The following is a 25226-nucleotide window of genomic DNA, read 5'->3' on the forward strand; positions in this document are numbered from 1 at the left end:
GACGATCGTACCTAGCCGCGAACGAAGCGCCCCGGGCGGCGTTCCCCCACCGCGTTGATCCCTTCGCGAAAATCCGCGGTCTGCATCAGCCGGTCCTGCTCGGCGCGCTCGTGGTCGGTGCGCCGCCGCACCGCCTGCGCCAGATCGGCACGCAGCGTGGCGCGCGTCGCCTCCACCGCCAACGGGGCATTGGCGGCGATTTCGGCGGCGAGGCGGACCGCGGCGGCGCGCACCTCGGCCAGCGGGGCGATTTCATCCACCAGGCCGTAGCGCAGCGCATCCTCGGCCTTCACCCGCCGCCCGGTCAGCAGCATCACCGCGGCATGTTGCTGTCCCACGACGCGCGGCAAGGTATGTGTGATGCCGAAGCCGGCGTGGAACCCCAGCGTCACGAAATTGGCGGAGAAGCGCGCTTCCGGTGCGGCGACGCGGAAATCCCCAACCAGCGCCAGGCCCAGCCCGGCGCCGACCGCGGCACCCTGAACCGCGACGACGACCGGCTTCTTCGTGGCGAACAGCCGGACGGCGGCGGTGTAGAGCGCTGGCGTCTCGCTCTCCCCGCTCTCGTCGGCGAGCGGCTTTTCGCCCGTCAGGTCGGCACCGCCGCAGAACACCTTGCCCTCCGTCGCCAGCACGATCGCGCGTACGTCGTCGTCACGGTCCAGCGCCTCGAACGTGTCGGCCAGCGCCTCGACCAGCCGGGCATTGACGTGATTGTGGGGCGCGCGGTCGATCACCACGGTGGCGACGTGATCGGCGGTGGCGACGGCAATATGGCGGGTCATGTCATTCATGCGCGGGTTCCCAGAAGGTTGCGGGCGACCACCCAGTTATGGATCTCGGTCGGCCCGTCATAGATGCGCATCAGGCGGATACGCGCCGCCATCTGCGCCAGCGGCATTTCGCGCGTCATCCCCATCGCGCCGAAGCTCTGCATCGCATGATCGAGAACGTCCCACGCCATTTCGAGCGCGAAGCTCTTGATCATCGAGATGTCGGTGCGGATGTCGCGCCCCTGATCCAGCTTCCACGCGCAGTCGTAGGTCATCAGCCGTGCGGCATGGATGCGGATCGCGGCGTCGGCGATCCAGTTCTGCACCGTCTGCCGCTCGCTCAGCGGCTTGCCGAAGGTGGTGCGCTGCGGCGCATAGTCGATCATCATGTCGAGCGCGCGCTGCGCCATGCCGATCGCATTGGCGGCCATTTCCGCGCGGCGCGTGCCCAGCCGCAGCTGCATCGGCGCGAACCCCTGGCCCTCGTACCCCAGCAGCTTCCACCCCGGCACGCGGCAGTCGTCCAGCGCGACCTCATAGGTCGTCTCGCCGCCGATCATCGGGATCGGGCGCACGACGTTGAAGCCGGGCGCGTCGCGATCGACCAGGAATGCCGACATGCCGCCGCGCGCGCCCTTTTCACGATCGGTCACTGCCATGACGATCGTGAAATCCGCCTCGGCCGCGCGAGTGATCCAGATCTTGCGCCCATTGAGCAGCCAGTCGTCGCCGTCGCGCGTCGCGGTCGTGCGCATACCCGCTGGATCGGAGCCGGCGCCCGGTTCGGAGATGCCGATCGCGGAAATCGTCTCACCGCGCACATAGGGTGCCAGATACGCCTCGCGCTGGCGGTCGTTCACGGTCGCGGCCAGCATCCGCAGGTTCGGGGAATCGGGGGGCAGGGTATAGGGAACGATCGTGCGGCCCATCGCCTCGTTCACCGCAACCATCGCCACCGCGGGGAGATCGTGCCCGCCGACGTCGTCCGGCGCATCCAGCCCCCACAGCCCCAGCTCGCGCGAGACGCGGTCGATCCGTTCCCGTTCCGCCGCCGACAGGTGCAGGCCCTCGCCGGCCACGTCGCGTGCCAGCACCGCACCTTCCAGCGGGACCAGTTCGTCATCGACGAAGCGGCGGACGAGGTCCGCGATCATGCGATGATCGTCGTCGAGATCGAAATTCACGGCCCTCTCCCGGCACTGTTGTTCCCGCGACCCTAGGTTGCATGGCCCCATCGCGCCAGTGCCGGTGAAACCGAAGCCGCGTTGGGGCGTTGCAGGAAGACGGGGGTGAAACGGTATACCGGCGCCCCGCGGTCAAAGGGGCGTAATTCTTGTCTTTTTCTGTTCGTCGTTCCCGCGTTCTGACCGCCTCCGCCCTCAGCGCCATGGCATGGGCATTGGGCGGCATCATCGTGGAACAGCCTGCGGCGGCGCAGATGGGGATGCCCGGCACGGCGCCGGCTCGCGGCCCCGACACGCCCGCGCCTGTTCCCGCCACCGATCCGGAGGCGAACGCACCGATCGTTCCCGATGCGCAGTTCGATGCCGCGCTCCCGCCGATCACCGACGACATTAACGCTCCGCTGGAGCCGGCGACGGTCCCGCCCGCGGCCCCCGCAGGCAATGCCGAGCAGGCCGCCGCTGCGCCGCTGACGCTGGGACAGTTGCCGGCCCCTGCCGCGCCCGATACCGCGCTCGCCGCCCCGCTGGAGCCGCTGGCGGCGTTCGACAGCACGCCGCTCAACGCCGTCGCGGATAGCGGCGGGCGGGAGACGCCCGACATCGCCTATGTCACCGAGGTGCGCGGGCTGGACCCGCTGGGCCTGACCGACGAGTTCAATTCCCTGTCGGCCCTCCGCGAGGGCAAGGGCAAGGCCGACAATGCGACCCAGATCGCGGCCCGCGCGCGGGAGGACGAGGGGCTGGCGGTGCGGCTGATGAAGTCGCTGGGCTATTATGACGGCACCGCGATCTCCACGATCGAGAACGTGCCGGGCGAAAACGGTGCCGCCGCCGCGTCGCGCATCCGCGCGATCGTGTCGGCCACACCGGGCGAGCTGTACACATTGGGCACCATCACGGTGCAGGCCGGGCCGACGGTGCCGGAAGGGCTGGTGCGCCGCGAATTGCCGCTGAAGACCGGCGATCCGATCCAGGCGGCACGGGTGCAGGGGGCGGAGGCGAACGTCAGCCTGAAGCTGCCGCAGCAGGGCTATCCCTTCGTCAAGGTCGGCGACCGCGACATCCTGCTCGACGAACAGACCCACCGCGGCGACTATACGCTGCCGGTCGATACCGGGCCGCGATCGTCGTTCGGAGCGCTGCGGACCGAGGGCGATGCGGTGTTCGGGCTGGAGCACCTCAACGTCTTCCCGCGGTTCAAGCAGGGCCAGCTGTACGACACGCGACTGACCGACGACCTGCGTCAGGCACTGGTCGGCACCGGCCTGTTCAACTCGGTCGGCGTCGAGCCGGTGCGTACCGGGCAGCCGGGGCCGGACGGGACCGAACAGGTCGACCTGATGATCCGGCAGAACAGGGGCCCGGCGCGCAGCCTGGCGGGCAGCGTCGGCTTCCAGACCGGGCAGGGGGTGACCGCGGAGGGCACGTTCACCAACCGTAACCGCTTCCCGCCCGAAGGCGCCCTGATCCTTGGCGCGATCGCGGGGACGCAGCAACAGGGGCTGTCGGCGACGTTCCGTCGCCAGAATGCCGGCCGGCGCGATCGCACGGTGACGGTGATCGCCAGCGCGCTGCGCGCCAATTACGATGCGTTCGAGGCGTTCACGGGCACGCTCTCCGGTCGTATCAGCTACGATTCGACGCCGATCTGGCAGAAGAAATTCACCTATTCCTATGGGTTCGAGCTGGTCGGCAGGAACGAAAGCGTGTTCGATTTCGTGGAAAACCGGCGCGTGCGGCGCACCTATGGCGTGCTGGCGCTGCCGGGACAGGTGCTGTTCGACCGGTCGAACGACCTGCTGAACCCCACCAAGGGCTATCGCCTGAAACTGAACCTCAGCCCGGAAACGTCGGTGCAGGGATCGGTGCGCCCCTATGGTCGCGCGCTGATCGAGGCGACCGGCTATTATCCGGTGACCGACAGCCTGGTGATCGCGGGTCGGGCGCGGGCGGGCAGCATCTTCGGCATCGCGCGCGACGATATCGCGCCGTCGCGGCGCTATTACGGCGGCGGCGGCGGGTCGGTGCGCGGCTATGGCTTCCAGCGGCTGGGGCCGCTCGAACCTGTCAGTTCGCTGGTTCCGGACGACAAGGGCAACATCGACCTGGCGAACCTGCGCCCGGTCGGCGGACGCAGTCTCAACGAATTTTCGCTGGAGGCGCGCTATCGCTTCGGCGACTTCGGGATCGTGCCGTTTATCGACGCGGGCAATGCCTATGAAAGCGTGCTGCCCAAGGGCGGCGACCTGCGCTTCGGCGCGGGGATCGGCGGGCGCTTCTACACCAATTTCGGCCCGATGCGCGTCGATGTCGCTACCCCGCTGAACCGGCGGCCCGGCGACCCGCGCATCGCGCTGTATCTTTCGATCGGGCAGGCGTTCTGATGGCCGCGGACAGCATTTCCCCCGTCGAGACCGTCGTCGTGACGCGCCGTCCATTGTGGCAGCGCATCCTGAAGTGGATCGGCATTGCCGTGCTCGCGCTGGTCGTGCTGGTGCTGGCGATCGTCGTGGGCATCAACACCGATCCCGGCCGCCGGTTCGTCGCGGATCAGATCGGCGGTTATTCCACGGCGTCGGGGCTGAACATCAAGGTCGGACGGATCGACGGATCGCTGTACGGCCGGATGCGGCTGTCCGACGTGCGCGTCAGCGATCCCAAGGGCGTGTTCCTGACATCGCCGCGGATCGACGTCGACTGGCGGCCGTTCGCGTTCGTCAACAATCACGTCGATGTGCGCAGCGCATCGAGCCAGCTGATCACGATGCGGCGCAATCCCGAACTGCGCCCCTCGCCGGATCCGATCGATCCCAATGCGCCGATCCTGCCCGATCTCGACATTGATATCGGCCGTTTGCAGGTCGCCCGCTTCGTCATGGAGCCGCCGGTATCGGGCGCCCGCCATATCGCGCGCATCGACGGTGAGGCGCATATAGCCGACCGGCGTGCGCAGCTGGTCGCCAATGTCGATGCGCTGCGCGGCCCCGGTGTCGCCGGCGGCGACCGTGCGCGGCTGCGGCTGGATGCGGTGCCCGATGACGACAAGCTCGACCTGAACCTGCGCCTCACCGCTCCCGCGGGCGGGCTGGTGGCGCAGATGGCGGGGCTGAAGGCGCCGCTGACCGCGATGGTGAACGGCGCCGGCAGCTGGTCGTCGTGGCGGGGCCGTGCGGTCGCCACGCTGGGCGGCGGGCAGCTTGCCGACTTGTCGCTGCTGGCGCGCGACGGCCATTTCGAGGTGCGCGGGCCGACGCGGCCGGGCCTGTATTTGGAAGGGCCGGTCGCGCGGTTGACTGCCCCGGCTCTGCAGGTGGCGCTCGATGCGACGCTGGCGGAGCGGCGCGCGGATACGCGGATCAAGCTGACGTCGGATGCGCTGGCGGTGGACGCGGGCGGCATGATCGACCTGGCCAACAGCCACTTCGGCAATTTCGCGGTCGATGCGATGCTGAAGACGCCGGGCGCGATCGCCCCAAACCTGAGCGGGCGCGACGTACTGGCGCGTGTCGTCCTGAACGGCGCGTTTGCGACGCCGACGGTCGATTACAAGCTGCGCGCCAGTGCGCTGGGCTTCGCCGACACCAGCGTCGAGCGCCTCTATGCCGAAGGGCGTGCGACGGTGAATGCCGACCGTATCCTCGTGCCGGTCCACGCGCGTGCGGCGCGGGTGGCCGGGCTCAATCCGGCGCTGGGCGGGTTGACCACCAACGCGCGGATCGACGGCGACCTGGCGATCACGATGCCGAACATCCTGTCGGATAATCTGCGCATCCGTTCCGACACGATCGACGCTACCGCTATCATCGCCGCCAACGTGCAGACCGGGCGCTACACCGGGGCGTTGCAGGGGCGCGTCAACAACTTCCGCGTCGACAGCGTCGGCATCCTGAACATCCAGACCAACGCCGATCTCGTGCCCGGCGCGCGCGGCGGGTTCGGGATCACCGGCCGCGTCGCGGTGCAGACCAAGCAACTGTTTAACGCCGGCGTGCGCAATTTCCTCGGCGGCAATGCGGTGCTGAGCACTCGCTTCGGCTATTCGCCCGAGGGGGTGGTCACGTTCCAGAGCCTGACGATGAATGCCCCGCAATTCCGCATCACGCGTGGGCAGGGGCGTTTCGACCCGCGTAATGGTGGTTTGCTGGTCGATGCCGATGCCTATTCGACGCAATATGGACCACTCTTCGCGCGGGTGACCGGCAGTGCGACCGCGCCGGTCGTGCGACTGCGCGCGCCGCGGCCGGGTATGGGCGTGGGGCTTGCCGATCTCGACGCACGGATCGTCGGGCGGGGTGGAGCCTATCAGGTCAACGCCACGGGCGGGACGAGCTATGGTCCGTTCACCGCCGACGTGCTGGTCACCCCCGGCGCGCGACTGGCGATTGACGTGCGCCGCGTGCTGTTCGCGGGCGTGCAATTCGCCGGGCGGATGGTGCAAACCGCGGCGGGGCCGTTCGCCGGTCAGCTGCGCTTCGCCGGATCGGGCTTGAACGGGACCGCCGCGCTGAGCGCGCAGGGCCGTTACCAGCGTGCGGCGATTGATGCGCGCGCCTATGCCGCGACGATCCCGGGGGCGATCGACTTCACGATCGGGCGCGCGATCATCAAGGCGGACGCTGTCCTTTATGACAAGCCGCAGGTAGTGGCCGACGCACAGGTCGCCGACCTTCGCTATGGCGCGACGGTGATCCAGGCCGGGCGTGTGAAGGTGAATTACGCGGGCGGATCGGGCACGGCGCAGGCGCTCCTGACCGGATCGAACGGCGTGCCGTTCCGGCTCGCCGCCAACGCGCAGTTGTCGCCCAGCCAGTATCTGGTCGCGTTGCAGGGGCAGGCCAACGGCGTGTCGTTCCGCACCCCCGGTGCGGCGCGAATCGTGCCGGCGGACGGCGGCTATCGACTCGATCCGACGCGGCTCGATTTCGATCGAGGCTCGATGCGGGTGGCAGGCAAATTCGGTGGCGGGACGACGCAGGCGCAGTTGCGCCTCGACCGGATGGACCTGTCGCTGGTCAGCGCGCTGGTGCCCAATCTGGGCGTCGGTGGGCAGGCGACCGGCAGCGTCGACTACCTCCAGCGCAGCGGCGCTGCCTTCCCGCAGGCGGATGCGCGGTTGTCGGTGACGAACTTCACCCGGTCCAGCCTAGCGTCGGTTTCCGAACCGGTGGATATCCTGTTCCACGGCCGCCTGTCGGATGCCGGGGGAGACGCGCGCGCGCTGGTCCGTCGTGGGGGCAATGCCGTCGGCCGGATGGTCGCCACACTGACCCCCTCCGGAAGCGGTAGCTGGACGACTCGGCTGGCGCAGGGTGCCCTGTCGGGCGGGGTACGCTATAACGGGCCGTCCGGCGTGCTGTTCAGCTTCGCTGGTCTTGCCGAACAGCAATTGTCCGGTCCGATCGCGATCGCCGCTGATCTGGGCGGCACCGCATCGGCACCGCGGATCAACGGCCTGATCCGCGCCGATAACCTGACCTATGACAACGAAACCTATGGCACGCGGCTATCGAACATGCGCATCGCCGGACGGTTCAACAACGACCGGCTGGAACTGACCACGCTGCAGGCGCGCGCCGGGCAGGGGACGGTGCAGGCGCAGGGCGTAGTCGGGCTTGCCGCGGCGCAGGGGTTCCCAATGGATCTGCGCGTGGCGATGCGCAACGCCCAGCTGGCGCGATCCGATGCGCTGGGCGCGACCGCCAGCGGCGACGTGCGTATCCAGAAGAACGTCGATGGCGGGTTGATTAGCGGTACGATCAGCGTGCCCAACGCCCGCTACCAGATCATCCGTCAGGGATCGGCGGAAGTGCCGGAACTGACCGGCGTACGCCGCAAGAGCGACATTCGCACCCCGCGGCCGACCGACCGGCCGACCCCTGCGCCGGTGGGCCTCTTCAAGCTCGATCTGCGCGTGCGCGCCGACAACCAGCTGTTTGTGTCCGGCATGGGGCTGGAAAGCGAATGGGAAATGGACCTTCGCGTCGGCGGCACCTCGGCCGCGCCGACCATCACCGGCGGGCTGGATCTGGTGCGCGGTACCTACTCGTTCGCGGGCAAAAGGTTCGAGGTACAGCGTGGGCAGGTGCGTTTCCGCGGTGGTGCGATGACCGACCCGGATATCAACATCCTGGCGACGACCAGCAACGACGGGGTGACGTTCAACATCGCGATCACCGGTACGGGGCAGCGTCCGCAGATCGCCTTCACCTCCACGCCTGCGCTGCCGCAGGACGAGGTCGTCAGCCGGCTGCTGTTCGGGACTAATCCGGAAAACCTTTCCGCAACCGAGGCGATCCAGCTGGCCGCCGCGCTCAATTCGTTGCGCGGATCGGGCGGCGGGCTGAACCCGCTGGGCAAGCTGCGCTCGGCCACGGGCTTCGACCGGCTGCGCGTGCTGGGCGCGGATGAGGCGAGCGGGCGCGGGACGGCGCTGGCGGCGGGCAAGTATCTGACGAATGATATCTATATCGAGATCGTCACCGACGCCCGCGGCTTCACCGCGACGCAGCTGACAATCGCCCTGACGCGGTCGATCAGCATCCTGTCGCAAGCCGGGTCGTTTGGCGGATCGAACGTCCAGCTGCGCTATTCGCGGGATTTCTGACGCGGCGCCACGATCGGTCCTTTTCCGCTACTGACATACGGGTTAGCATCGGCGCCGGAGCGGAGAGGAAAACGCCATGAGCGAACATGTCGATGTGATGATCGTCGGCGCCGGCCTGTCAGGGATCGGCGCGGCATGGCACCTTCAGGACCGCTGCCCCGGGCGCAGCTACATGATCCTGGAGGCGCGCGCCGCGATGGGGGGTACGTGGGACCTGTTCCGCTATCCCGGCATCCGCTCCGATTCCGACATGCATACGCTCGGTTACAGCTTCCGTCCGTGGACCGCGGCGAAATCTATTGCCGATGGCCCGTCGATCCGGGCCTATATCGAGGATACCGCGCGCGACGGCGGGATCGACCGGCATATCCGTTTCCAGCACAAGGTGACTCGCGCCAGCTGGTCGACCGCAGACGCGCGCTGGACCGTCGAGGCCCGGCGCGCGGACGGGACCAGCGCGACCTTCACATGCAACTGGCTGCACATGTGTTCGGGCTATTACGATTACGACCGCGGCCATGCTCCTGCGTTCGAGGGGCAGGAAAGTTTCGCCGGACGGATCGCCCATCCGCAATTCTGGCCCCAGGATCTGGACTATGCGGGCAAGAAAGTGATCGTCATCGGCAGTGGTGCGACCGCGGTGACGCTGGTGCCGTCGATGGCGCGGCAGGCGGCGCACGTCACGATGCTGCAACGCTCACCCACCTATGTCGTGTCGCGACCGGCCGAGGACGGGCTCGCTAACTGGCTGCGTCGCCACCTGCCGTCGAAGGCGGCATACGGCCTCACGCGATGGAAGAATGTGCTGATGGGCATGTTCTTCTATCGCATGACACGCACCCGACCGGAGCAGACGAAGGAGCGGCTGATCGGGATGGTCCGAGAGAAGCTGGGGCCGGACTATGACGTCGCCACGCATTTCACGCCGCGATACAATCCGTGGGACCAGCGACTGTGCCTGGTGCCTGATTCCGACCTGTTCGACGCGATCAGCGTGGGCGACGCCAGCGTGGAGACCGGCACGATCGACCGGTTCACCCCGGGCGGCATCATGCTGTCGGACGGGCGTGAGATCGCTGCGGACATCATTGTGACCGCGACCGGGCTGGAAGTGGCGCTGATGGGCGGGACGCAGTTCGAGCGCGACGGCGTGCCGATCGACCTGACCCAGTCGCTGCAGTACAAGGGGATGATGTTCTCCGACGTGCCGAACATCAGCTTTGTCTTCGGCTACACCAATGCATCGTGGACGCTGAAGGCCGATCTTGTCGCGATGTATCTGTGCCGCCTGCTCAACACGATGAAGAAGCGCGGGCTGCGACAGGCGACGCCGAGGATCGGCGCCGATCCGATCGCGCCGGAGCCGTTTGTGGACTTTACCTCCGGCTATATCCAGCGCGCGCTCGACCGGCTGCCGCGGCAGGGTGATCGCAAGCCGTGGCGACTCAACCAGAATTATGCGCTGGACGTGCTGGCGCTGCGCTTCGGATCGGTCGACGACAGCATGGAATTCAGCAACCCGGCACCATCGGCACGGCGCGCCGCCTGACCTGGCTGTTCATCGTCGGTCGCCGCCGCGCCAGGCCCTGGCGGCAATCCGGTCCGGTGACAGCGCGATGCGACCACCGGACCGGACCCGGTTCGTCTTACCAGGGACGAACGGTCATTCCGTAAACGACGGAGATGATGAACGCGAGCATGGCTTTCTCCCTGTTATGCTCACCCCCCCTGCAAAGGGGGCACGCAAACGTTAACAAGCTATTTACCTTCGCTCAACATCGTTAACCTTAGTTCGACCAACGATAGCGGGATTTTAAGCCAATCTTTAAAAGTGCCGGTTACCCCGGAACTTGCCATGGCCAGTCCCCACCGCCTTATCCCGCCCGCATCGCCGGCCGGGCCACCTGCCGGTTCGGCAAGGGAAGGAGGTGTGCCGCACGTCAAGATACTTGCCGAGATCGAGAATTTCGCCGCCCTGCGGCGCAGCGTCGGCGTGGCGCGATCGCGGGCGCTGGCGACCGATCTGGCGGACCGTATCGCGGCGCTGTTGCCGGGCAGCGCCGCATGCGCGATCGCTCCCGCGACGATCGAGATCGACGCGCACGGGACCGAAGCGGACGTGGTCGGTGCGGTCACGCGCGCGATGGCGGCCCCGATGTTGGTCGGCGACGACTGGTGCCATATCGACTCCTCGTTCGGCGTGGCGATCGCCGCGGCAGGGGTCGACGACGAGATGGCGCTGATCGAGCGCGCCGAGCAATCGCTGGCGCAGGCACGGCGTCGCCGCTCGGAACAGGACCGGGACGATGCCGAACAGGCGTCGATCACGGCACTGGCGCAGGAACTGGACCACGCGCTGGAGCGCGACGAGCTGTTGCTGATGTATCAGCCCAAGGTCCATGCCCGCCGACACGACATTTCGAGCGTCGAGGCGCTCGTCCGCTGGCAGCACCCGGAGCGTGGCATGGTGATGCCGAGCGATTTCATCGCCGCCGCCGAGGAGGTCCAGCGGATCGACGGGCTCACGATATGGACGATCCGCCGCGCGCTGCGGGACCAGATGACCTTGCGGGCGGCGGGATACGACCTGCGCATTTTCATCAATATTTCCGGGCAATTGCTGTCCGATGCGCACTTCGTCGAAACGGTGTGCGCGATCGTCGAGGCGAACCCCGATGCGAAGCTGGGCTTCGAGGTCACCGAGACGTCGGTGATCCGCGACCCCGAATGCGCGATCGCCAATCTGAACCGGTTCGACGCGATCGGTGTGCGCATCTCGATCGACGATTATGGTGCCGGCCTGTCGAGCCTGGCGTATCTAAAGCAACTGCCGGCGCGCGAGCTGAAGATCGACAAGCTGTTCATCACTCACCTGACCAGTTCGAACCGCGATCCGTTGATCGTGCGCTCGACGATCGATCTTGCCCATGCGCTCGACATGGAGGTGGTGGCCGAAGGCGTCGAGACGGGAGCGACGCTGGCGCTGCTGACGGTCATGGGGTGCGACACAGTGCAGGGGTTCTTCATCAGTCGCCCGATCGTGCTCGACGCGCTGATCGACTTCCTGCGGCACGACGACACGCAGCGGGCCACACGCGAATCGCGCGTGTCGGTCAAGCGGCTGGCAAATTCATGGAAACGTCACTGATCCGACGCCTGTGCGCCGGTGTCGCCGCGCTGGCGATGGCGGCGATGCTGATCGCCGCCGCTCCCGCGCCGGCCCCCTCGTTCGATCATCGGATCGAGCGGGCCAAGACCGCCATGCTCTCCGATCCTCGCGCTGCGATCGTCGAGGCGTATCGCGCGCTGGCGCTGGCGAAGGGAGAGCGCGACGCGGCTGAGGCATCGCGGAAAAGCGCCGTGGCGCTATGGCTGGCTGGCGAGGCGCTGGGCCGGATCGGGAAGACGGATCGCGCTCTTGGCGTCCTTGCGGTTGCCGAGGCCAATGCCGCCAAGCGGGGGGGCGATCGTGGACTGCTGGCAGAAATTCTTCTATCGCGCGGCGCGACGCTGACCGATGCAGGACGCATCGCTGAGGCCTTGCCGACGCTTCAGCACGCACACGGCCTTTTCGCTGCGCTAGGCCGGGCGAGGGATCAGGCCAAGGCTCTGACCCTGATCGCGCTGCTGTACGACGGCGCGCGCGATCATCATGCCGCGTTGCGGTACTTTCAGCAGGCTTTGGACGCGACCAGCCCTGATCCGGGTATCTATTTTCCGGTCTACCTCGGGCGCGGCGTGTCGCTGACGGCACTGCATCGCTACGTCGAGGCGCAGCGGGACTTTGATCGTGCGTTGCCGATGGCGGAGGCCACCGGGAACGACATGGTCGTGGCACAGGCCCTAAGCAACATTGCGGATGTGCGTCTTCGCCTTGGCCAAGTGGATGCTGCAAGCCGCGCCGTCCAGCGAGCCCTGGCGCTGGCGGGGAACGCGCGGCTGGCGCCGGTGCGACCGCAACTGCTGCTACTCGCCGCCGCGGTCGCGCAGCGCAAGGGCGATCTGGCGGGGGCGGCGGCGCTGGTGGAACGTGGTTTCCACGGCGTCGACCTGTCGAAAACCACGCTGGCCGACCGCGGGATGCACGACATCGCCTATCGCGTCTATGTCGCGCGCGGCGAGCCGTCGCAGGCGCTGGCGCATCTGGCGGCGCTGAAGCGGATCGACGACCAGGCGACCGAGATCGCGCGATCGAACAGCGCGGCGCTGGCCACGGCGCGATTCGACTATGCGAACCAGGAATTGCGCATCGCCAAGCTGCGCGCCGCCGATCTGGCGCGGTCGATCCGGTACGAGCGGGCATCCGCGGCGACACAGCGGTGGATCTTCGCCGCGGCCGGTGTCGCGACGACGGCGGTCATTGTCGCGCTGGCGATGGCATTGCTGGCGATCCGCCGCAGCCGCAACCGCGTGCGCGCCGCGAACGAAGCGCTGGCGGCGACCAATACCGAACTGGGCAAGGCGCTGCGCGCGAAGACCGAATTCCTGGCGACGACCAGTCACGAGATCCGCACCCCGCTCAACGGCATTCTGGGGATGGCGCAGGTGATGATCGCCGACCCGCGGCTGGAGCCGGCGGTTCGCGAGCGGCTGGGCGTGATCCATGGCGCGGGCACGACGATGCGCGCGCTGGTCGATGATATCCTGGACGTGGCCAAGATCGAAACCGGGCGCATGACGATCGAGAACGCCCCGCTCGACGTCCATGCCACGATCGAGGAGGCGGTTCGCCTGTGGCGCGCCCCGGCGGTGGCCAAGGGCCTGATGTTCGAGGCGGTGTGGCAGGACGTGCCGCAATGGATCGTCGGCGATGTTACGCGGCTGCGCCAGATCATCTTCAACCTGTTGTCGAATGCGGTGAAATTCACCGCCAGCGGCCGCGTGCAGCTGGCGTTGACGGTGCAGGACACGCGCCTGCGGCTGACGGTGCAGGACAGCGGGATCGGCATAGCACGCGACGTGCAGGACGCGATCTTCGAATCCTTTCGCCAGGCCGACGCCGGTACTGCGCGGCAGTTCGGGGGAACGGGACTGGGGCTGGCGATCTGTCGCAACCTCGCGCGTGCTATGGGTGGCGACGTCACGGTGGAGAGCCACCCCGGGCAGGGCGCGCGCTTCACGTTGGACCTGCCGTTGGTGGTCGCGGCGGCGCCCGACGTGCCGACGCGGCCGCCGGCGCTGCTGGTGGTCGAACGCAGCCCGATCACGCGAGCCATGTACGGCGCGCTGTTCCGAGACCTGGGTGAAGTGACGTTCGCCGATCCCGAATATGCGGCGGCGGAGGTCGCCCGTTTACGCCCCGATCGCATCCTGGTGGAGGCGGGGGCGCTGACCGCCGCCGGCGATCTGGCCCCGATCGCGGCGGCGGCCGCGGGCGCGCCGGTCGCGCTGATCGCGCCAGCCACCGGCGGACCGGCGCACCTGATATGGCATTCGCACGGTGCCACCCATGTTATTGAACGTTCGGCAGGAAAGCGTGCACTGATGGCGGCCGTCAATGCGCTGGAAACCGCGCTTGCGCGGCAGGCGGCTTAGGGACATAAGACAGATGATGGGTCCAGGGACCAACGGATCCGGGAGGAACGTTCGCGCATGTCGGCACTGAACGTCCTGTTCATCGAGGATGATCGGATGAACCGGCGGGTCGTGCGCGACATGCTGGACGTCGCGGGCGCCACGATGGTGGAGGCGGAGAGCGCCGAGATCGGGCTGGACCTGATCGACCGCGACGACTTCGACATGATTCTGGTCGACCTGCGGATGCCCGGCATGGACGGGATCACCGCGATCGGTCACATCCGGGCGCGCCGCGATGCCAAGGCGCAGCTGCCCGTGATCGTCGTGACCGCCGACACCGCGCCGGACCTACGCGACCGGTGCATCGCCGCGGGAGCGAACGACGTGATCTTCAAGCCGGTGGCGATGGATCAGCTGTTCCAGGCGATGGGCCGCCTGCTCGCCGAAAATGAGGAAGATGATCTGATCTGACGCACGCTCAATCGCGGGTGCGGCGCAGCGCGTCCGCCAGCGAGGCGGTGGCACTGCCGCGGCGTGCGGGGCGGGGTTGATCGGGGGCGGGCGACCAGCCGGTCAGGAACACGATGTCGAAACGTTCGCGTGTCCGCCCGTCGCCGTTCGCCGCCGCGGCGAACACGTCGGCCGCCCGGGCCAGTGTGTCCCGCCGCAGCGCGTGCCGTTCCAGCAGCACATTGCCCGCCGCCATTCCGCGTAGATCCTCGAGCAGCCGCCCGATCTCCGGATAACCCACCGACAGCGTTTCGATGTCGGCGACGGGTAGCGCGAAGCCGGCGCGCAGCAACAGGTCGCCGGCGGAGCGCACGTCGACAAGCGGGTGGCAGCGGGCGACCGGGCGATCGCTTTCGGCCGCGCGCAACGCGCCGCGCAGTTGCGGCAGGCTGTTGCCGCCGACGAATGCGCCAAGAAACAGCCCGTCGGGCCGCAAGGTCCGCCGGATCAGCGTCAACGCCCCCGGCAGGTCGCTGACGCTATCGAGCGTTCCGGCGGCGACGACCAGATCGAAGCTGTGATCGGCAAATGGCAGGCGATCTTCATCGCCCTGTACCCCCCCGGCCGCGCGTGCGAAGGCGAAACCGGGGTCCAGCCGCGCGATCCGCGTGCCCGGCGACGGCGCGAAGGCGGCATCGAACGTGCCGATATCCAGCACGTCCGCGAAGGTGCGGGTGACGGCGGCCAGTCGGTCGGCGACGCCGTCCAGCATCGCGGCACGCAGGAAATCGTGCGCGGCATAGCGCGGGGCGGCGCGGTCGCGGTGGCGACGGCGCGCGGAGCGATCGAAGATGTCGACGGGCTGCATAATCCGGCTGCGGCTTGTGCGCGCTCGGGCGGGTGGCCACAAGGGGGAGGTGCCGCTCACCCGCCTGCTGAACCTGGCCCTGCCGCCACGCTGCCCCGGATGCGGGGCGATCGTGGAGGCGCCCGACCGCTTCTGCGCGGCATGCTGGGGCCGTTTGCGGTTTCTGGGGCCGCCGTGGTGCGCGACGTGCCACGCGCCTTTCGACACCGACCGGGAGGAGGGGGCGCAATGTGGTGCCTGCCTTTCCACCCCACCGCAGCACGCCGGGGTCAGCGCCGCGGTGGCCTATGGTGATGTCGCTCGCACGGTGGCGCTGCGGCTGAAATACCAGCGGCGCACCGCCTATGCGGTGACGATGGCGCGGTTGATGCAGCGCCACCTGCCCGCGGATGCCGACCTGTTGCTGCCCGTGCCGCTGCATCGCTGGCGGTTGTGGACGCGCGGCTATAACCAAGCGGGGCTGATCGCGGCGGCCTTGTCGCGCGGCAGCGGTGTGAAGAGCGCGATGGACCTGCTGCGACGCCGGCGCGCCACCCCCGTGCTGCGCGGCCGAAACCCGCGTGAACGCCGCCAAGCGGTGGCCGGGGCGTTCGCGGTCGCGCCGGGCGCGGCGGATCGGTTGCGTGGCCGGCATGTCGTGCTGGTCGACGACGTCTATACCAGCGGCGCCACCACCGATGCGTGCATCGCGGTGCTGCGCCGCGCGGGCGTCGCGCGTGTCACGGTGCTGGCGTGGGCGCGGGTGATTGTCGACGCACAGGACGCGTGACGGCGGATTGACAGCGCGCGTCCGCGATCACACCTACAAGGGATGGCACAGGTCGAAATCTACACCAAGGCGTTCTGCCCCTATTGCGCGCGGGCGATGAACCTCCTGTCCTCCAAGGGCGTCGCGCCGGAGGAGACCGACATTACCATGGATCGCGGCAAGCGCGAGGAGATGATCCAGCGCGCCAATGGCCGTACCACCGTGCCGCAGATCTTCATCGACGGCGCGCATGTCGGCGGATCGGACGATCTGGCCGCGCTGGAACGCGACGGCAAGCTGGATGCGATGCTGGCGGGCTGAGCCGTGATCGTTTTCGACCTTCGCTGTGGCGGGGGCCATGTGTTCGAGGCATGGTTCGCCTCCGGCGCCGCGTTCGAGCAACAGCGCGACTGCAAGCTGGTGTCATGCCCGCTGTGCGGTGATGTGGAGATCGGCAAGGCGGTGATGGCCCCGAACGTCGCGCCGAAGGGCAATCGCGATACGGCGCCCTTCGCCACCGATGACGATCGCCGCGCGATCCTCGCGCGTCTCGCAGAGGTGCAGGCCCGGCTGCTGAGCAATTCGCGCTGGGTCGGCAGCGATTTCGCGCGGGAAGCACGGGCGATGCACGACGGCGACAGCGAACATGCCGCTATCCACGGCCAGGCGAGCACGGCGGAAGTAACCGCGCTGATCGAGGATGGCGTTCCCGTCGCTCCGCTGCCGCTGCCCGTGACGCCGCCGAAGCAGCTTAACTGACACCGGCATCGCGCAGGTCAGTCGGAGAGGCTGGCGGAAGAGGTGGGATTCGAACCCACGGACGGGTTGCCCCGTCGCTGGTTTTCAAGACCAGTGCCTTAAACCACTCGGCCACTCTTCCGCGGTTCGCCAGCGGCGATCGCGACACCGGGCACGCGTCGCGATCGTGCCGTTGCGAGCGCCGCGCTTAGGACGGGTGCGCCCGGTCGTGCAAGTGCGGCGGTGATTTGCGGTTCCGCGCGGCGCGCCACTATGTCAGAACGGCGCGAATGAAGGGGGTTGCACCACTCGCCCGGCGCCTGCGCGCTGCGTTGCTCGTCATGACCGTGCTGACGGGGGGCGCCCTGGCCGGCGCAGGACCGGTCGCGGCGCAAGATGTCGGGACCGACGAACAGGCGGGGTTCCAGACCTATCTGCAGCAGGTGCGCGGCCGTGCGATCGCCGCCGGGGTGAAACCGGCGACCGTCGATGCGGTGCTGCCGACGCTGACGTTCAATCCGCGCGTCGTCGCGCTGGACCGCCAGCAGCCGGAGACGGCACCCAATGCCCCGATCTCGATGTTTGCGCCCTATCGCGCGGCGCATGTCGATGCGGCACGGATCGGGCGCGGGCGCACCACCTACGCGGCGCAGCGCAGCCGGCTGGCGAATGTAGAGGCGCAGACCGGGGTGCCCGAGCAGATCATGGTTGCGATCTGGGGGCATGAAACCAATTACGGCAGTTACACCGGCAATTTCGACCTGCTGCGCAGTCTGGCGAGCCTCGCTTATGAAGGACGCCGCCGGCCGCTGTTCGAGGGCGAGTTCATCGCCGCCATGAAGATGATCGACCGCGGGGTGCCGCGCGCGCAATTGCTCGGCAGCTGGGCGGGGGCGACCGGCAATCCGCAATTCCTGCCGTCGGTCTATCTGCGGCTGGCGCGCGACGGCGATGGCGACGGGCGCGCCGATATCTGGAACAGCGCGGCGGACACGCTGGCGTCGATCGGCAATTATTTCGCGATGGCCGGGTGGCGCGCGGGCGAGCCATGGGGCGTCACGGTCAGCGTGCCGACGACGTTCGACCGTGGCGAAGTACGCAACCGGCTGGTATCGCCGCGCTGCCCGCGGGTGTTCCAGCGCCACAGCGGGTGGCGGACGATGGCCGAATGGCGCGCGCTGGGCATGGTGCCCGAAAGTGGCAGCTGGCCTGCCGACCGCGTGCAGGCGACGCTGATCGAGCCGGACGGGCCGGGGCGCACCGCCTATCTGCTGACCAGCAACTATCGCGTGATCCTCGATTACAATTGCTCCAATTTCTACGCGCTGTCGGTGGGGCTGCTGGCCGATGCGATTGCGCGCTGAGACGGTGCTGGCCGCACTGGCGATGATGGTGGCGGGGTGCGGCAGCGATGCGGCGCCGTTGCCCGCGGCGCAGAACGGCAGCGACGACGTGCCGGCGGTAACCCTGCGTCCCCCCGCGAGCGCAACGGGTGCCAGCCAGCCACCTGAGGTGGCGAGTGCCACCGGACCGGCCGCGACCGCCGGGAACGGCGCGGCCGCCGGCTATGACGCGGTCGGCTATGCCTCATGGTATGGCGATGGGCTGGAGGGCGCGACGACCGCGTCGGGTGCGCCCTTCGCCAATGCCGGGATGACCGCGGCGCATCGCACGTTGCCGCTGGGTTCCTACGCCGAGGTGACCGCCCTGGACACCGGGCGCACGATCCTGGTTCGGATCACCGACCGGGGGCCGACGCCGCCCGATCGCGAGATCGACCTGTCGACCGCTGCGGCGCGGTCGCTGGGTACCGCAGCCAAGCCGCTTGCGCCGGTACGGGTGCGCAGCGTGGCCGCGTCGCCGGCGGATGCGGCGGCGATCGCGCAGGGGCAGGCCGCCTCGCCGCGGCTGGACACGCCGGAGGCGGTGCTGCGGCCGCTGCGGCGGCAATTGCCCGCGCCGACGCGCGCCCTGCCGACGCCGGTGGCGCCGGTCGCCGTCCCGCCGGGAGTGCCGTTGACCGTGCAGATCGCGGCGTTCTCTAACGAGGCCCGCGCGAAGGAGGTTGCCGCCAGCTTCCACGGGCGCGTGGAAACTGCCGACGGACTGTGGCGGGTGCGCGTCGGCCCGCTATCCACCGCGGCCGAGGCGAAGCGCGTACGTGACGCGGCGGTTTCGCGCGGCTATGGCGACGCCGCGATCCTTCGTGATCGATAAGCTCCGTTCCGACGACGCCCGACAGGGAAACATACATGACCAAGTTGCTGACCGCCCTCGCGCTTCCCGCCGCCGTCCTGGCGGTGGCCTATCCCGTGGCCGCTGCCGCGCCGCAGTTCGACACGCCGGCGCCGGTAGCGTTCATGGAAGACCTGTCGTCCGGGGCGATCCTGTACGCAAAGGATGCCGACCGGCGGATGCCGCCCGCTTCGATGGCGAAGATGATGACCGTCTACACCGCCTTCGAGATGATCAAGGCGGGCGACCTGAAGCTGGATACCGAGTTCGAGGTCCGGCCAGAGACGTGGCAGAAATGGCATGGCCCGTCCGCGGGTTCGACGATGTTCCTGTCGTCGGGTGAGCGGGTATCGGTCGCGAACCTGCTGTACGGCATCGTCACGCTGTCCGGCAACGATGCCTGCGTCGTGCTGGCCGAAGGGATTTCGGGGACGGAGCAGGCGTTCGTCGAGCGGATGAACGAGAATGCGAAGAAGCTGGGTCTGACCAACAGCCATTTCGGCACGTCGAACGGCTGGCCGGACGGCGGCGTCACCTATGTCACCGCGCGCGATCTGGCGAAGCTGGCGGCGGGGACCATCGAACAGCATCCCAAGCTGTACAAGCAATTCTATTCGCGGCGCGATTTTACCTGGGGCAAGACGCTGGGCGGCGGCCAGGCGATCACCCAGGCCAATCGCGACCCGCTGCTGGGCCGCGTTGCCGGTGCCGACGGGCTGAAGACGGGCCATACCGAGGAGGCCGGCTACGGCTTCACCGGGTCGGCGGAACAGAATGGACGCCGGCTGGTGATGGTGCTGGCGGGGCTGACCAGCTTCAATCAGCGTGCTGCCGAATCGGTACGGTTCATGGAATGGGGCTTTCGCGCATGGCAGTCGCGCCCGGTGGTAAAGGCCGGCCGCACCGTCGGCACCGCCGATGTCCAGATGGGCAGCGCCAGCGAAGTGAAGCTGGTGGCGCCCAAGGATCTGAAGGTCACCGTGCCCAGCGGGACGCGCCCGCAGCTGGCGGGCAAGATCGTCTATGACGGGCCGATCAAGGCACCGATCAAGCAGGGCGCGCATATCGCCGACCTGGTGGTGTCGGCGCCGGGGCTGCCCGAGCAGAAGGTGCCGCTGGTCGCTGACGAGGACGTGGGCGAGGCCGGTTTCTTCGGTCGCGCCTGGGCCGGGCTGACGGGCCTGTTCGGATGACCGAGGGACGCTTCCTCAGCCTGGAGGGCGGGGAAGGGGCCGGCAAGTCGACGCAGGCGCGCGCGTTGGCGGATGCGTTGGCGGCGCGCGGCGTCCATGCTGTCATCACCCGCGAACCGGGCGGCAGCGCGGGCGCGGAGGCCATCCGGACGCTGTTGATGGAGGGCGAGGCGACGCGGTGGAGCGCGCATAGCGAGGCGTTACTGTTCGCCGCCGCGCGCGCCGACCATGTCGAAAAGGTCATCCGTCCGGCGATGGGTGCCGGCAATTGGGTGATTTGCGACCGTTTCATCGATTCGACGCGCGCCTATCAGGGCGTGGCCGGTGGGCTGGAGGATGCCGCGATCCTGGCGCTGCACGCCTTCGGATCGCGCGGGCTGCTGCCCGACCGCACCTTCCTGCTGGCGCTGCCGCCGGAGGAAGGCGCGGCGCGGGCGGCGACGCGCGACGGCGCCGCCGCCGATCGCTTCGCCGCACGAGGTGAGGATTTCCATGTCGCGGTCGCCGGCGCCTTCGACCGGTTCGCCGCGCATGAGCCGCAGCGCTTCCGGCGGATCGACGCGACCCGCCCGGCTGAGGCGGTGACGGCGGCGATCCTCGCCGATCTGGCGGACTGGCTGCCGTGACCGCCCTGCGCGGACAGGATGCCGCGATCGAGGCTTTCCTGTCCGCCAGCGCGGGCGGGGCGATCCATCATGCCTGGTTGCTGGCCGGACCGCAGGGCATCGGCAAGGCGACGTTCGCGCGTGCCGTCGCGCTGCGCCTGCTGGCGGAGGGCATGACGCCGGGCGCGTTGCCGCCGGGGCTGGATGTCCCTGCATCGCATCAGGCTGCGCATTTGTTCGCCGCGGGGACGCACCCCGATTATCGCGAGCTGCGCCGCCTGCCCAAGAAGGATAGCGGCAAAAGCGGCGCGGACGAGGAACTGGCACGCAGCATCACCATCGATCAGGTGCGCGCCCTCGGCCCGTTTCTGGGAACCGCGCCGTCGATGTCGCCGCGACGCGTGATCGTAATGGATGCAGCCGACGATCTGGAGCGCCCCGGCGCATCCAACGCTCTGCTCAAGAACCTGGAGGAGCCGCCGGCGGGCACGGTGTTCCTGCTGGTCAGCCATGCGCCGGGACGGCTGCTGCCGACGATCAGGTCGCGGTGCCGGGTGCTCCGCTTCGATACGCTCGCGGACGGCGATATGGCCGCGGTGCTGCGTGACGTCATGCCCGATGCCGATGAGGATGAGATAGCCGCGCTGGTGCGGGGCGGGGCGGGATCGCCAGGGCGGGCGCTGGGCTATGCCGGACTTGACCTGTCGGGGATCGACACCGCGCTGACCGCGATCGGGCGTGACGGCGATCTGGCGAACGCGCGCCGCGCAGGCCTGGCCAAGGCGCTGTCGCCCAAGGCAGCACAGGCACGATATGAGGCGTTCCTCGACCGCGTGCCCACCGTCATCGCGCAAATGGCGGCGATGCGGCATGGCGAGGACCTGCGCCGCGCGCTGGACGCCTATGACGAGGCGCGCGGGATCGCCGCGGCGGCGCGCGGGCTGTCGCTGGATGCGCAAGGCACCGTCTACGAACTGGCGGGGGTCGTGGCACGGCTGGCGCCGCGTCCGTGAGGGCGCTAGGAGGGCGTCGCTATGGGCGAACCCTTCTATATCACCACCGCGATCAGCTATCCCAACGGCCGTCCGCATATCGGCCACGCTTATGAGGCGATCGCCGCCGACGCGATCGCACGGTTCCAGCGGCAGGCCGGGCGTGATGTGCGATTCCAGACCGGTACGGACGAACATGGCCTGAAAATGGTTCAGACCGCGCGCGACAAGGGCATGGATGTGCGTGCGCTCGCTGATGAAATGTCGTCGTATTTCAAGGCAATGTGCGACGACCTGCGCATCAGCTATGATCGTTTCATCCGCACCACCGATGCCGATCACCACCGCGCCAGCCAGGCGATCTGGCAGGCGATGGCGGACGCCGGCGACCTGTACCTCGACCGCTACGAAGGCTGGTATTCGGTTCGCGACGAAGCCTTTTACGATGAGAAGGAACTGGTTGACGGGGAAGGGGGCGTCAAGCTTTCACCCCAAGGCACGCCGGTGACCTGGACCGCGGAGGAGACGTGGTTCTTCCGCCTGTCCCGATATCAGCAGCCGCTGCTCGACCTGTACGCCGCGAACCCCGATTTCATCCGCCCGGAATCACGCCGCAACGAGGTGATGCGCTTCGTGGAGGGCGGGCTTTCCGACCTGTCGGTGTCGCGCACCAGCTTCGACTGGGGCGTGCCGGTGCCGAGCAGCGCCGGGCACGTGATGTACGTGTGGGTCGATGCGCTAACCAACTACCTGACGGGCGCGGGCTATCCCGATGGCGATATGCCATACTGGCCCGCCGACCTGCACCTGATCGGCAAGGATATCGTGCGGTTCCACGCGGTCTATTGGCCGGCGTTCCTGATGTCGGCGAAGATCGCGCTGCCGAAGACGGTGTTCGGGCATGGCTTCCTGCTTCACCGGGGCGAGAAAATGTCGAAAAGCCTCGGCAATGTCGTCGATCCCGGCGATCTCGCGCGCGCGTTCGGCGTCGACGGCCTGCGCTACTTCCTGCTGCGCGAGGTAAGCTTCGGACAGGACGGCAGTTATTCGGCAGAGGCGATCGTCACGCGCGTTAACGCCGAACTGGCCAATGCCTTCGGCAATCTGGCGCAGCGCACCTTGTCGTTCATCGCCAAGAACCTGGGCGGCGCGCTGCCCGAGGCGGGGCGCAGCGAGGATGCCGACGGACAGTTGATCGAGGAAGTGGTGGTCGCCTGTGCGGGCCTCAAGACTGCGTTCGACGACCTGATGCTGAGCCAGGGGATCGAGTCGTGGCTGCGCGGCGTCTACGCCTGCAACCAGTATATCGACGCGCAGGCGCCATGGTCGCTGCGCAAGACCGATCCCGAGCGGATGCACGCGGTGTTGCGCACGCTGGTCCGCGCGATCCGGATGCTGGCGATCGTGGTCTTGCCGGTGGTGCCGGAGGGTGCGGGACGGATCCTGGACCTGCTGGGTGTCGAGGATCGCGACCATGATGCGATCGACGACGACGGCTGGTACCAGCGGCATGTCGATGCCGGCTTCGTGCTGGCGGCACCGACCGCCGCCTTCCCGCGGCTGGAGATGCCGGCCGCCGAGCCCGAGCCGGCGTGATGCTGGCGGACAGTCACTGCCACCTGAACTACAAGGGGCTGGCCGAGGAGCAGGCCGACGTGCTGGCGCGGGCGCGGGCGCGCGGAGTAACCGCGATGCTCAACATCGCGACGCGCGAAAGCGAGTGGGATGCGGTGCTGGCCACGGCCGAGCGTGAGCCGGACGTGTGGGCGACGGTGGGCATCCACCCTCATGAGGCGGACCAGCATCCGCATGTCGATACCGCCAAGCTGGTCGGCCGCGCGCGCCACCCGCGGGTGGTCGGCATCGGTGAAAGCGGCCTAGATTATTTCTACGACCATTCCGACCGCGCGCGTCAGCAGGCGAGTTTTCGCGCGCATATCGATGCGGCGCGGGAAACCGGGCTGCCGATCGTCGTCCATACCCGGAACGCGGAGGACGACACCGCGGCGCTGATGCGCGAGGCGATGGAGGAGGGGGCCTATACCGGCGTCATCCACTGCTTCACCGCGAGTGATGCCTTTGCCGACATCGCGCTCGACCTGGGCCTATACATCTCGATCTCCGGGATCGTGACGTTTCGCAATGCCGCGGCGCTGCAGGCGACCGCCGCGCGGCTGCCGCGCGAGCGGCTGCTGATCGAAACCGACGCGCCGTTCCTGGCTCCGGTGCCGCACCGCGGGAAGACCGGCGAGCCAGCGTTCGTCGCCGATACGGCGGCGTTCCTGGCGACGCTGCGCGGTGAAGATGTCGAAGAGTTACAGACATATACAGCCGCTAACTTCCACCGCCTGTTCGATCGGACGCGCGCGGCGTGAAGATCCGCCTGCTGGGATCGGGAACCTCATCGGGCGTGCCGCGGATCGGCAACGACTGGGGTGCCTGCGATCCGGCCGAGCCGCGCAACCGCCGCACGCGATCGTCGGCGCTGGTCGAACATGACGGCACCCGCATCCTGATCGACACCAGCCCCGACATGCGCGAACAACTGCTGGCCGCCGGGGTCGACCGGGTCGATGCGGTGATCTGGACCCATGCGCATGCCGACCACATCTTCGGCATCGACGATCTCCGGCAGGTCTATCACGCGATGGCGCGGCCGGTGATTGGCTATGCCAGGTCATCGACGGAGGCACGGCTACGCGCGCAATTCGGCTATGTCTTCGACGGCGCGCATGGTTATCCGCCGACCGTCGAACTGGCGACGCTGCCCGATCGACTGACGATCGGCGGGATCACGATCCACGTCGCCGACCAGCCGCATGGCCCGATCACCTCGGCCGGATTGCGGTTCGAGGCGGACGGGCGGGCGATCGGCTATGCGACCGATCTGCACGCGCTGACCGAGGCGACGCGGGCGCTATATACTGATCTGGATCTGTGGGTGCTGGATGCGCTGCGCCGCAGGCCGCACCCGAGCCATCCGGATCTGGCGATGGCACTGGGCTGGATCGCGGAACTGTCGCCGGCGGCGGCGGTACTGGTGCATATGGACCAGTCGATGGATTATGCCACGCTGCGCGCCGAGTTGCCCGCCACGGTCGAGCCGGGCCATGACGGCTGGGAGTGGTCGTCGTGAACGATACCACGATGCGCGCGATGATCCTGGCGCTGATGCTGATCCTGCCGCTGTCGGCGTTGGTCGCACGGCGGATGCCGCTGTCCCGAACGGTGATGCTGGTTCTGATCTGGGTCGCGATCTTTGGCGTCGCCTACGGTATCGTCGGTCGTTTTACATAATATCTATTATCGGCTTTGTCGG

The 25226-nt window shown here is 68.3% G+C and carries 21 protein-coding genes and 1 tRNA gene; 18 read left to right on the top strand and 4 right to left on the bottom strand.

Translation table 11 applies throughout. The features are described from left to right. Positions 1–11 precede the first annotated feature (11 nt). On the bottom strand, positions 12–794 hold the full coding sequence (locus COA17_RS11405) for an enoyl-CoA hydratase/isomerase family protein (RefSeq protein WP_245857717.1): 783 nt from the start codon (positions 792–794) through the stop codon (positions 12–14). After that, the gene (locus tag COA17_RS11410; protein WP_096612540.1) at positions 791–1957 is read right to left on the bottom strand and encodes an acyl-CoA dehydrogenase family protein; all 1167 of its coding nucleotides are present in this window, start codon (positions 1955–1957) and stop codon (positions 791–793) included. Before COA17_RS11410 ends, COA17_RS11405 begins: the two co-directional genes overlap by 4 nt. 203 nt (positions 1958–2160) lie before the next feature. On the opposite strand from COA17_RS11410, the gene COA17_RS11415 reads away from it, so the two are divergent. The 6 genes from COA17_RS11415 (at position 2161) to COA17_RS11440 (ending at position 14549) form a co-directional block, all read left to right on the top strand. Continuing rightward, on the top strand, positions 2161–4341 hold the full coding sequence (locus tag COA17_RS11415; RefSeq protein ID WP_245857718.1) for a BamA/TamA family outer membrane protein: 2181 nt from the start codon (positions 2161–2163) through the stop codon (positions 4339–4341). Then, on the top strand, positions 4341–8561 hold the full coding sequence (locus COA17_RS11420; protein ID WP_096612542.1) for a translocation/assembly module TamB domain-containing protein: 4221 nt from the start codon (positions 4341–4343) through the stop codon (positions 8559–8561). Before COA17_RS11415 ends, COA17_RS11420 begins: the two co-directional genes overlap by 1 nt. A gap of 76 nt (positions 8562–8637) precedes the next feature. After that, positions 8638–10110, top strand: coding sequence for a flavin-containing monooxygenase (locus COA17_RS11425; RefSeq protein ID WP_082741109.1), 1473 nt, complete (start codon positions 8638–8640; stop codon positions 10108–10110). A gap of 381 nt (positions 10111–10491) precedes the next feature. Further along, positions 10492–11709 (top strand): EAL domain-containing protein, encoded by a 1218-nt coding sequence (locus tag COA17_RS11430; RefSeq protein ID WP_231792324.1) that lies wholly within the window; start codon positions 10492–10494, stop codon positions 11707–11709. Then, positions 11694–14096: an ATP-binding protein gene (locus tag COA17_RS11435; protein WP_096612544.1), complete on the top strand. Its 2403-nt coding sequence runs from the start codon at positions 11694–11696 to the stop codon at positions 14094–14096. The genes COA17_RS11430 and COA17_RS11435 overlap by 16 nt, the downstream gene beginning before the upstream one ends. A gap of 66 nt (positions 14097–14162) precedes the next feature. After that, positions 14163–14549: a response regulator gene (locus COA17_RS11440; protein WP_066491894.1), complete on the top strand. Its 387-nt coding sequence runs from the start codon at positions 14163–14165 to the stop codon at positions 14547–14549. Positions 14550–14556: 7 nt separating this feature from the next. Here COA17_RS11440 and COA17_RS11445 read toward each other — a convergent pair whose 3' ends face one another. Continuing rightward, positions 14557–15396 (bottom strand): class I SAM-dependent methyltransferase, encoded by an 840-nt coding sequence (locus tag COA17_RS11445; protein WP_096612546.1) that lies wholly within the window; start codon positions 15394–15396, stop codon positions 14557–14559. Between the two features lie 49 nt (positions 15397–15445). On the opposite strand from COA17_RS11445, the gene COA17_RS11450 reads away from it, so the two are divergent. Genes COA17_RS11450 through COA17_RS11460 form a run of 3 tightly spaced genes read left to right on the top strand, consistent with a single transcriptional unit; the run spans position 15446 to position 16903 of the window. Further along, positions 15446–16165 carry a ComF family protein gene (locus tag COA17_RS11450; protein ID WP_096612548.1) on the top strand — a complete coding sequence of 240 codons (720 nt, stop codon included), beginning with the start codon at positions 15446–15448 and terminating at the stop codon, positions 16163–16165. Positions 16166–16207: 42 nt separating this feature from the next. Beyond that, the gene (gene grxC, locus COA17_RS11455; RefSeq protein ID WP_066707476.1) at positions 16208–16465 is read left to right on the top strand and encodes a glutaredoxin 3; all 258 of its coding nucleotides are present in this window, start codon (positions 16208–16210) and stop codon (positions 16463–16465) included. Positions 16466–16468: 3 nt separating this feature from the next. Then, the gene (locus COA17_RS11460) at positions 16469–16903 is read left to right on the top strand and encodes a DUF1178 family protein (protein WP_096612550.1); all 435 of its coding nucleotides are present in this window, start codon (positions 16469–16471) and stop codon (positions 16901–16903) included. Positions 16904–16934: 31 nt separating this feature from the next. Here COA17_RS11460 and COA17_RS11465 read toward each other — a convergent pair. Beyond that, positions 16935–17024 (bottom strand) — tRNA-Ser (locus COA17_RS11465). Positions 17025–17223: 199 nt separating this feature from the next. On the opposite strand from COA17_RS11465, the gene COA17_RS11470 reads away from it, so the two are divergent. From COA17_RS11470 to COA17_RS19395, 9 genes are read left to right on the top strand one after another with little or no spacing between them, the layout of a single operon-like run. Further along, complete coding sequence (locus COA17_RS11470) at positions 17224–18246, top strand: lytic murein transglycosylase (protein ID WP_245857720.1); 1023 nt, start codon at positions 17224–17226, stop codon at positions 18244–18246. Then, positions 18230–19099, top strand: coding sequence for a septal ring lytic transglycosylase RlpA family protein (locus tag COA17_RS11475; protein ID WP_245857721.1), 870 nt, complete (start codon positions 18230–18232; stop codon positions 19097–19099). Before COA17_RS11470 ends, COA17_RS11475 begins: the two co-directional genes overlap by 17 nt. Before the next feature lie 35 nt (positions 19100–19134). Further along, positions 19135–20310, top strand: coding sequence for a D-alanyl-D-alanine carboxypeptidase family protein (locus COA17_RS11480; RefSeq protein WP_096612554.1), 1176 nt, complete (start codon positions 19135–19137; stop codon positions 20308–20310). Next, positions 20307–20936, top strand: coding sequence for a dTMP kinase (gene tmk, locus COA17_RS11485; protein ID WP_096612556.1), 630 nt, complete (start codon positions 20307–20309; stop codon positions 20934–20936). Before COA17_RS11480 ends, tmk begins: the two co-directional genes overlap by 4 nt. Beyond that, on the top strand, positions 20933–21928 hold the full coding sequence (locus tag COA17_RS11490; RefSeq protein WP_096612558.1) for an AAA family ATPase: 996 nt from the start codon (positions 20933–20935) through the stop codon (positions 21926–21928). The genes tmk and COA17_RS11490 overlap by 4 nt, the downstream gene beginning before the upstream one ends. Before the next feature lie 21 nt (positions 21929–21949). Next, positions 21950–23503 carry a methionine--tRNA ligase gene (gene metG, locus COA17_RS11495; RefSeq protein WP_096612560.1) on the top strand — a complete coding sequence of 518 codons (1554 nt, stop codon included), beginning with the start codon at positions 21950–21952 and terminating at the stop codon, positions 23501–23503. Continuing rightward, positions 23503–24282: a TatD family hydrolase gene (locus COA17_RS11500; protein ID WP_096612562.1), complete on the top strand. Its 780-nt coding sequence runs from the start codon at positions 23503–23505 to the stop codon at positions 24280–24282. The genes metG and COA17_RS11500 overlap by 1 nt, the downstream gene beginning before the upstream one ends. Then, positions 24279–25043 carry an MBL fold metallo-hydrolase gene (locus COA17_RS11505; RefSeq protein WP_096612564.1) on the top strand — a complete coding sequence of 255 codons (765 nt, stop codon included), beginning with the start codon at positions 24279–24281 and terminating at the stop codon, positions 25041–25043. The genes COA17_RS11500 and COA17_RS11505 overlap by 4 nt, the downstream gene beginning before the upstream one ends. 11 nt (positions 25044–25054) lie before the next feature. Next, positions 25055–25204 (top strand): hypothetical protein, encoded by a 150-nt coding sequence (locus COA17_RS19395; protein ID WP_176484868.1) that lies wholly within the window; start codon positions 25055–25057, stop codon positions 25202–25204. Positions 25205–25226: the final 22 nt, after the last annotated feature.

Origin of the sequence: Sphingomonas ginsenosidimutans (assembly GCF_002374835.1) — a bacterium.
GTDB lineage: Bacteria > Pseudomonadota > Alphaproteobacteria > Sphingomonadales > Sphingomonadaceae > Sphingomonas > Sphingomonas ginsenosidimutans.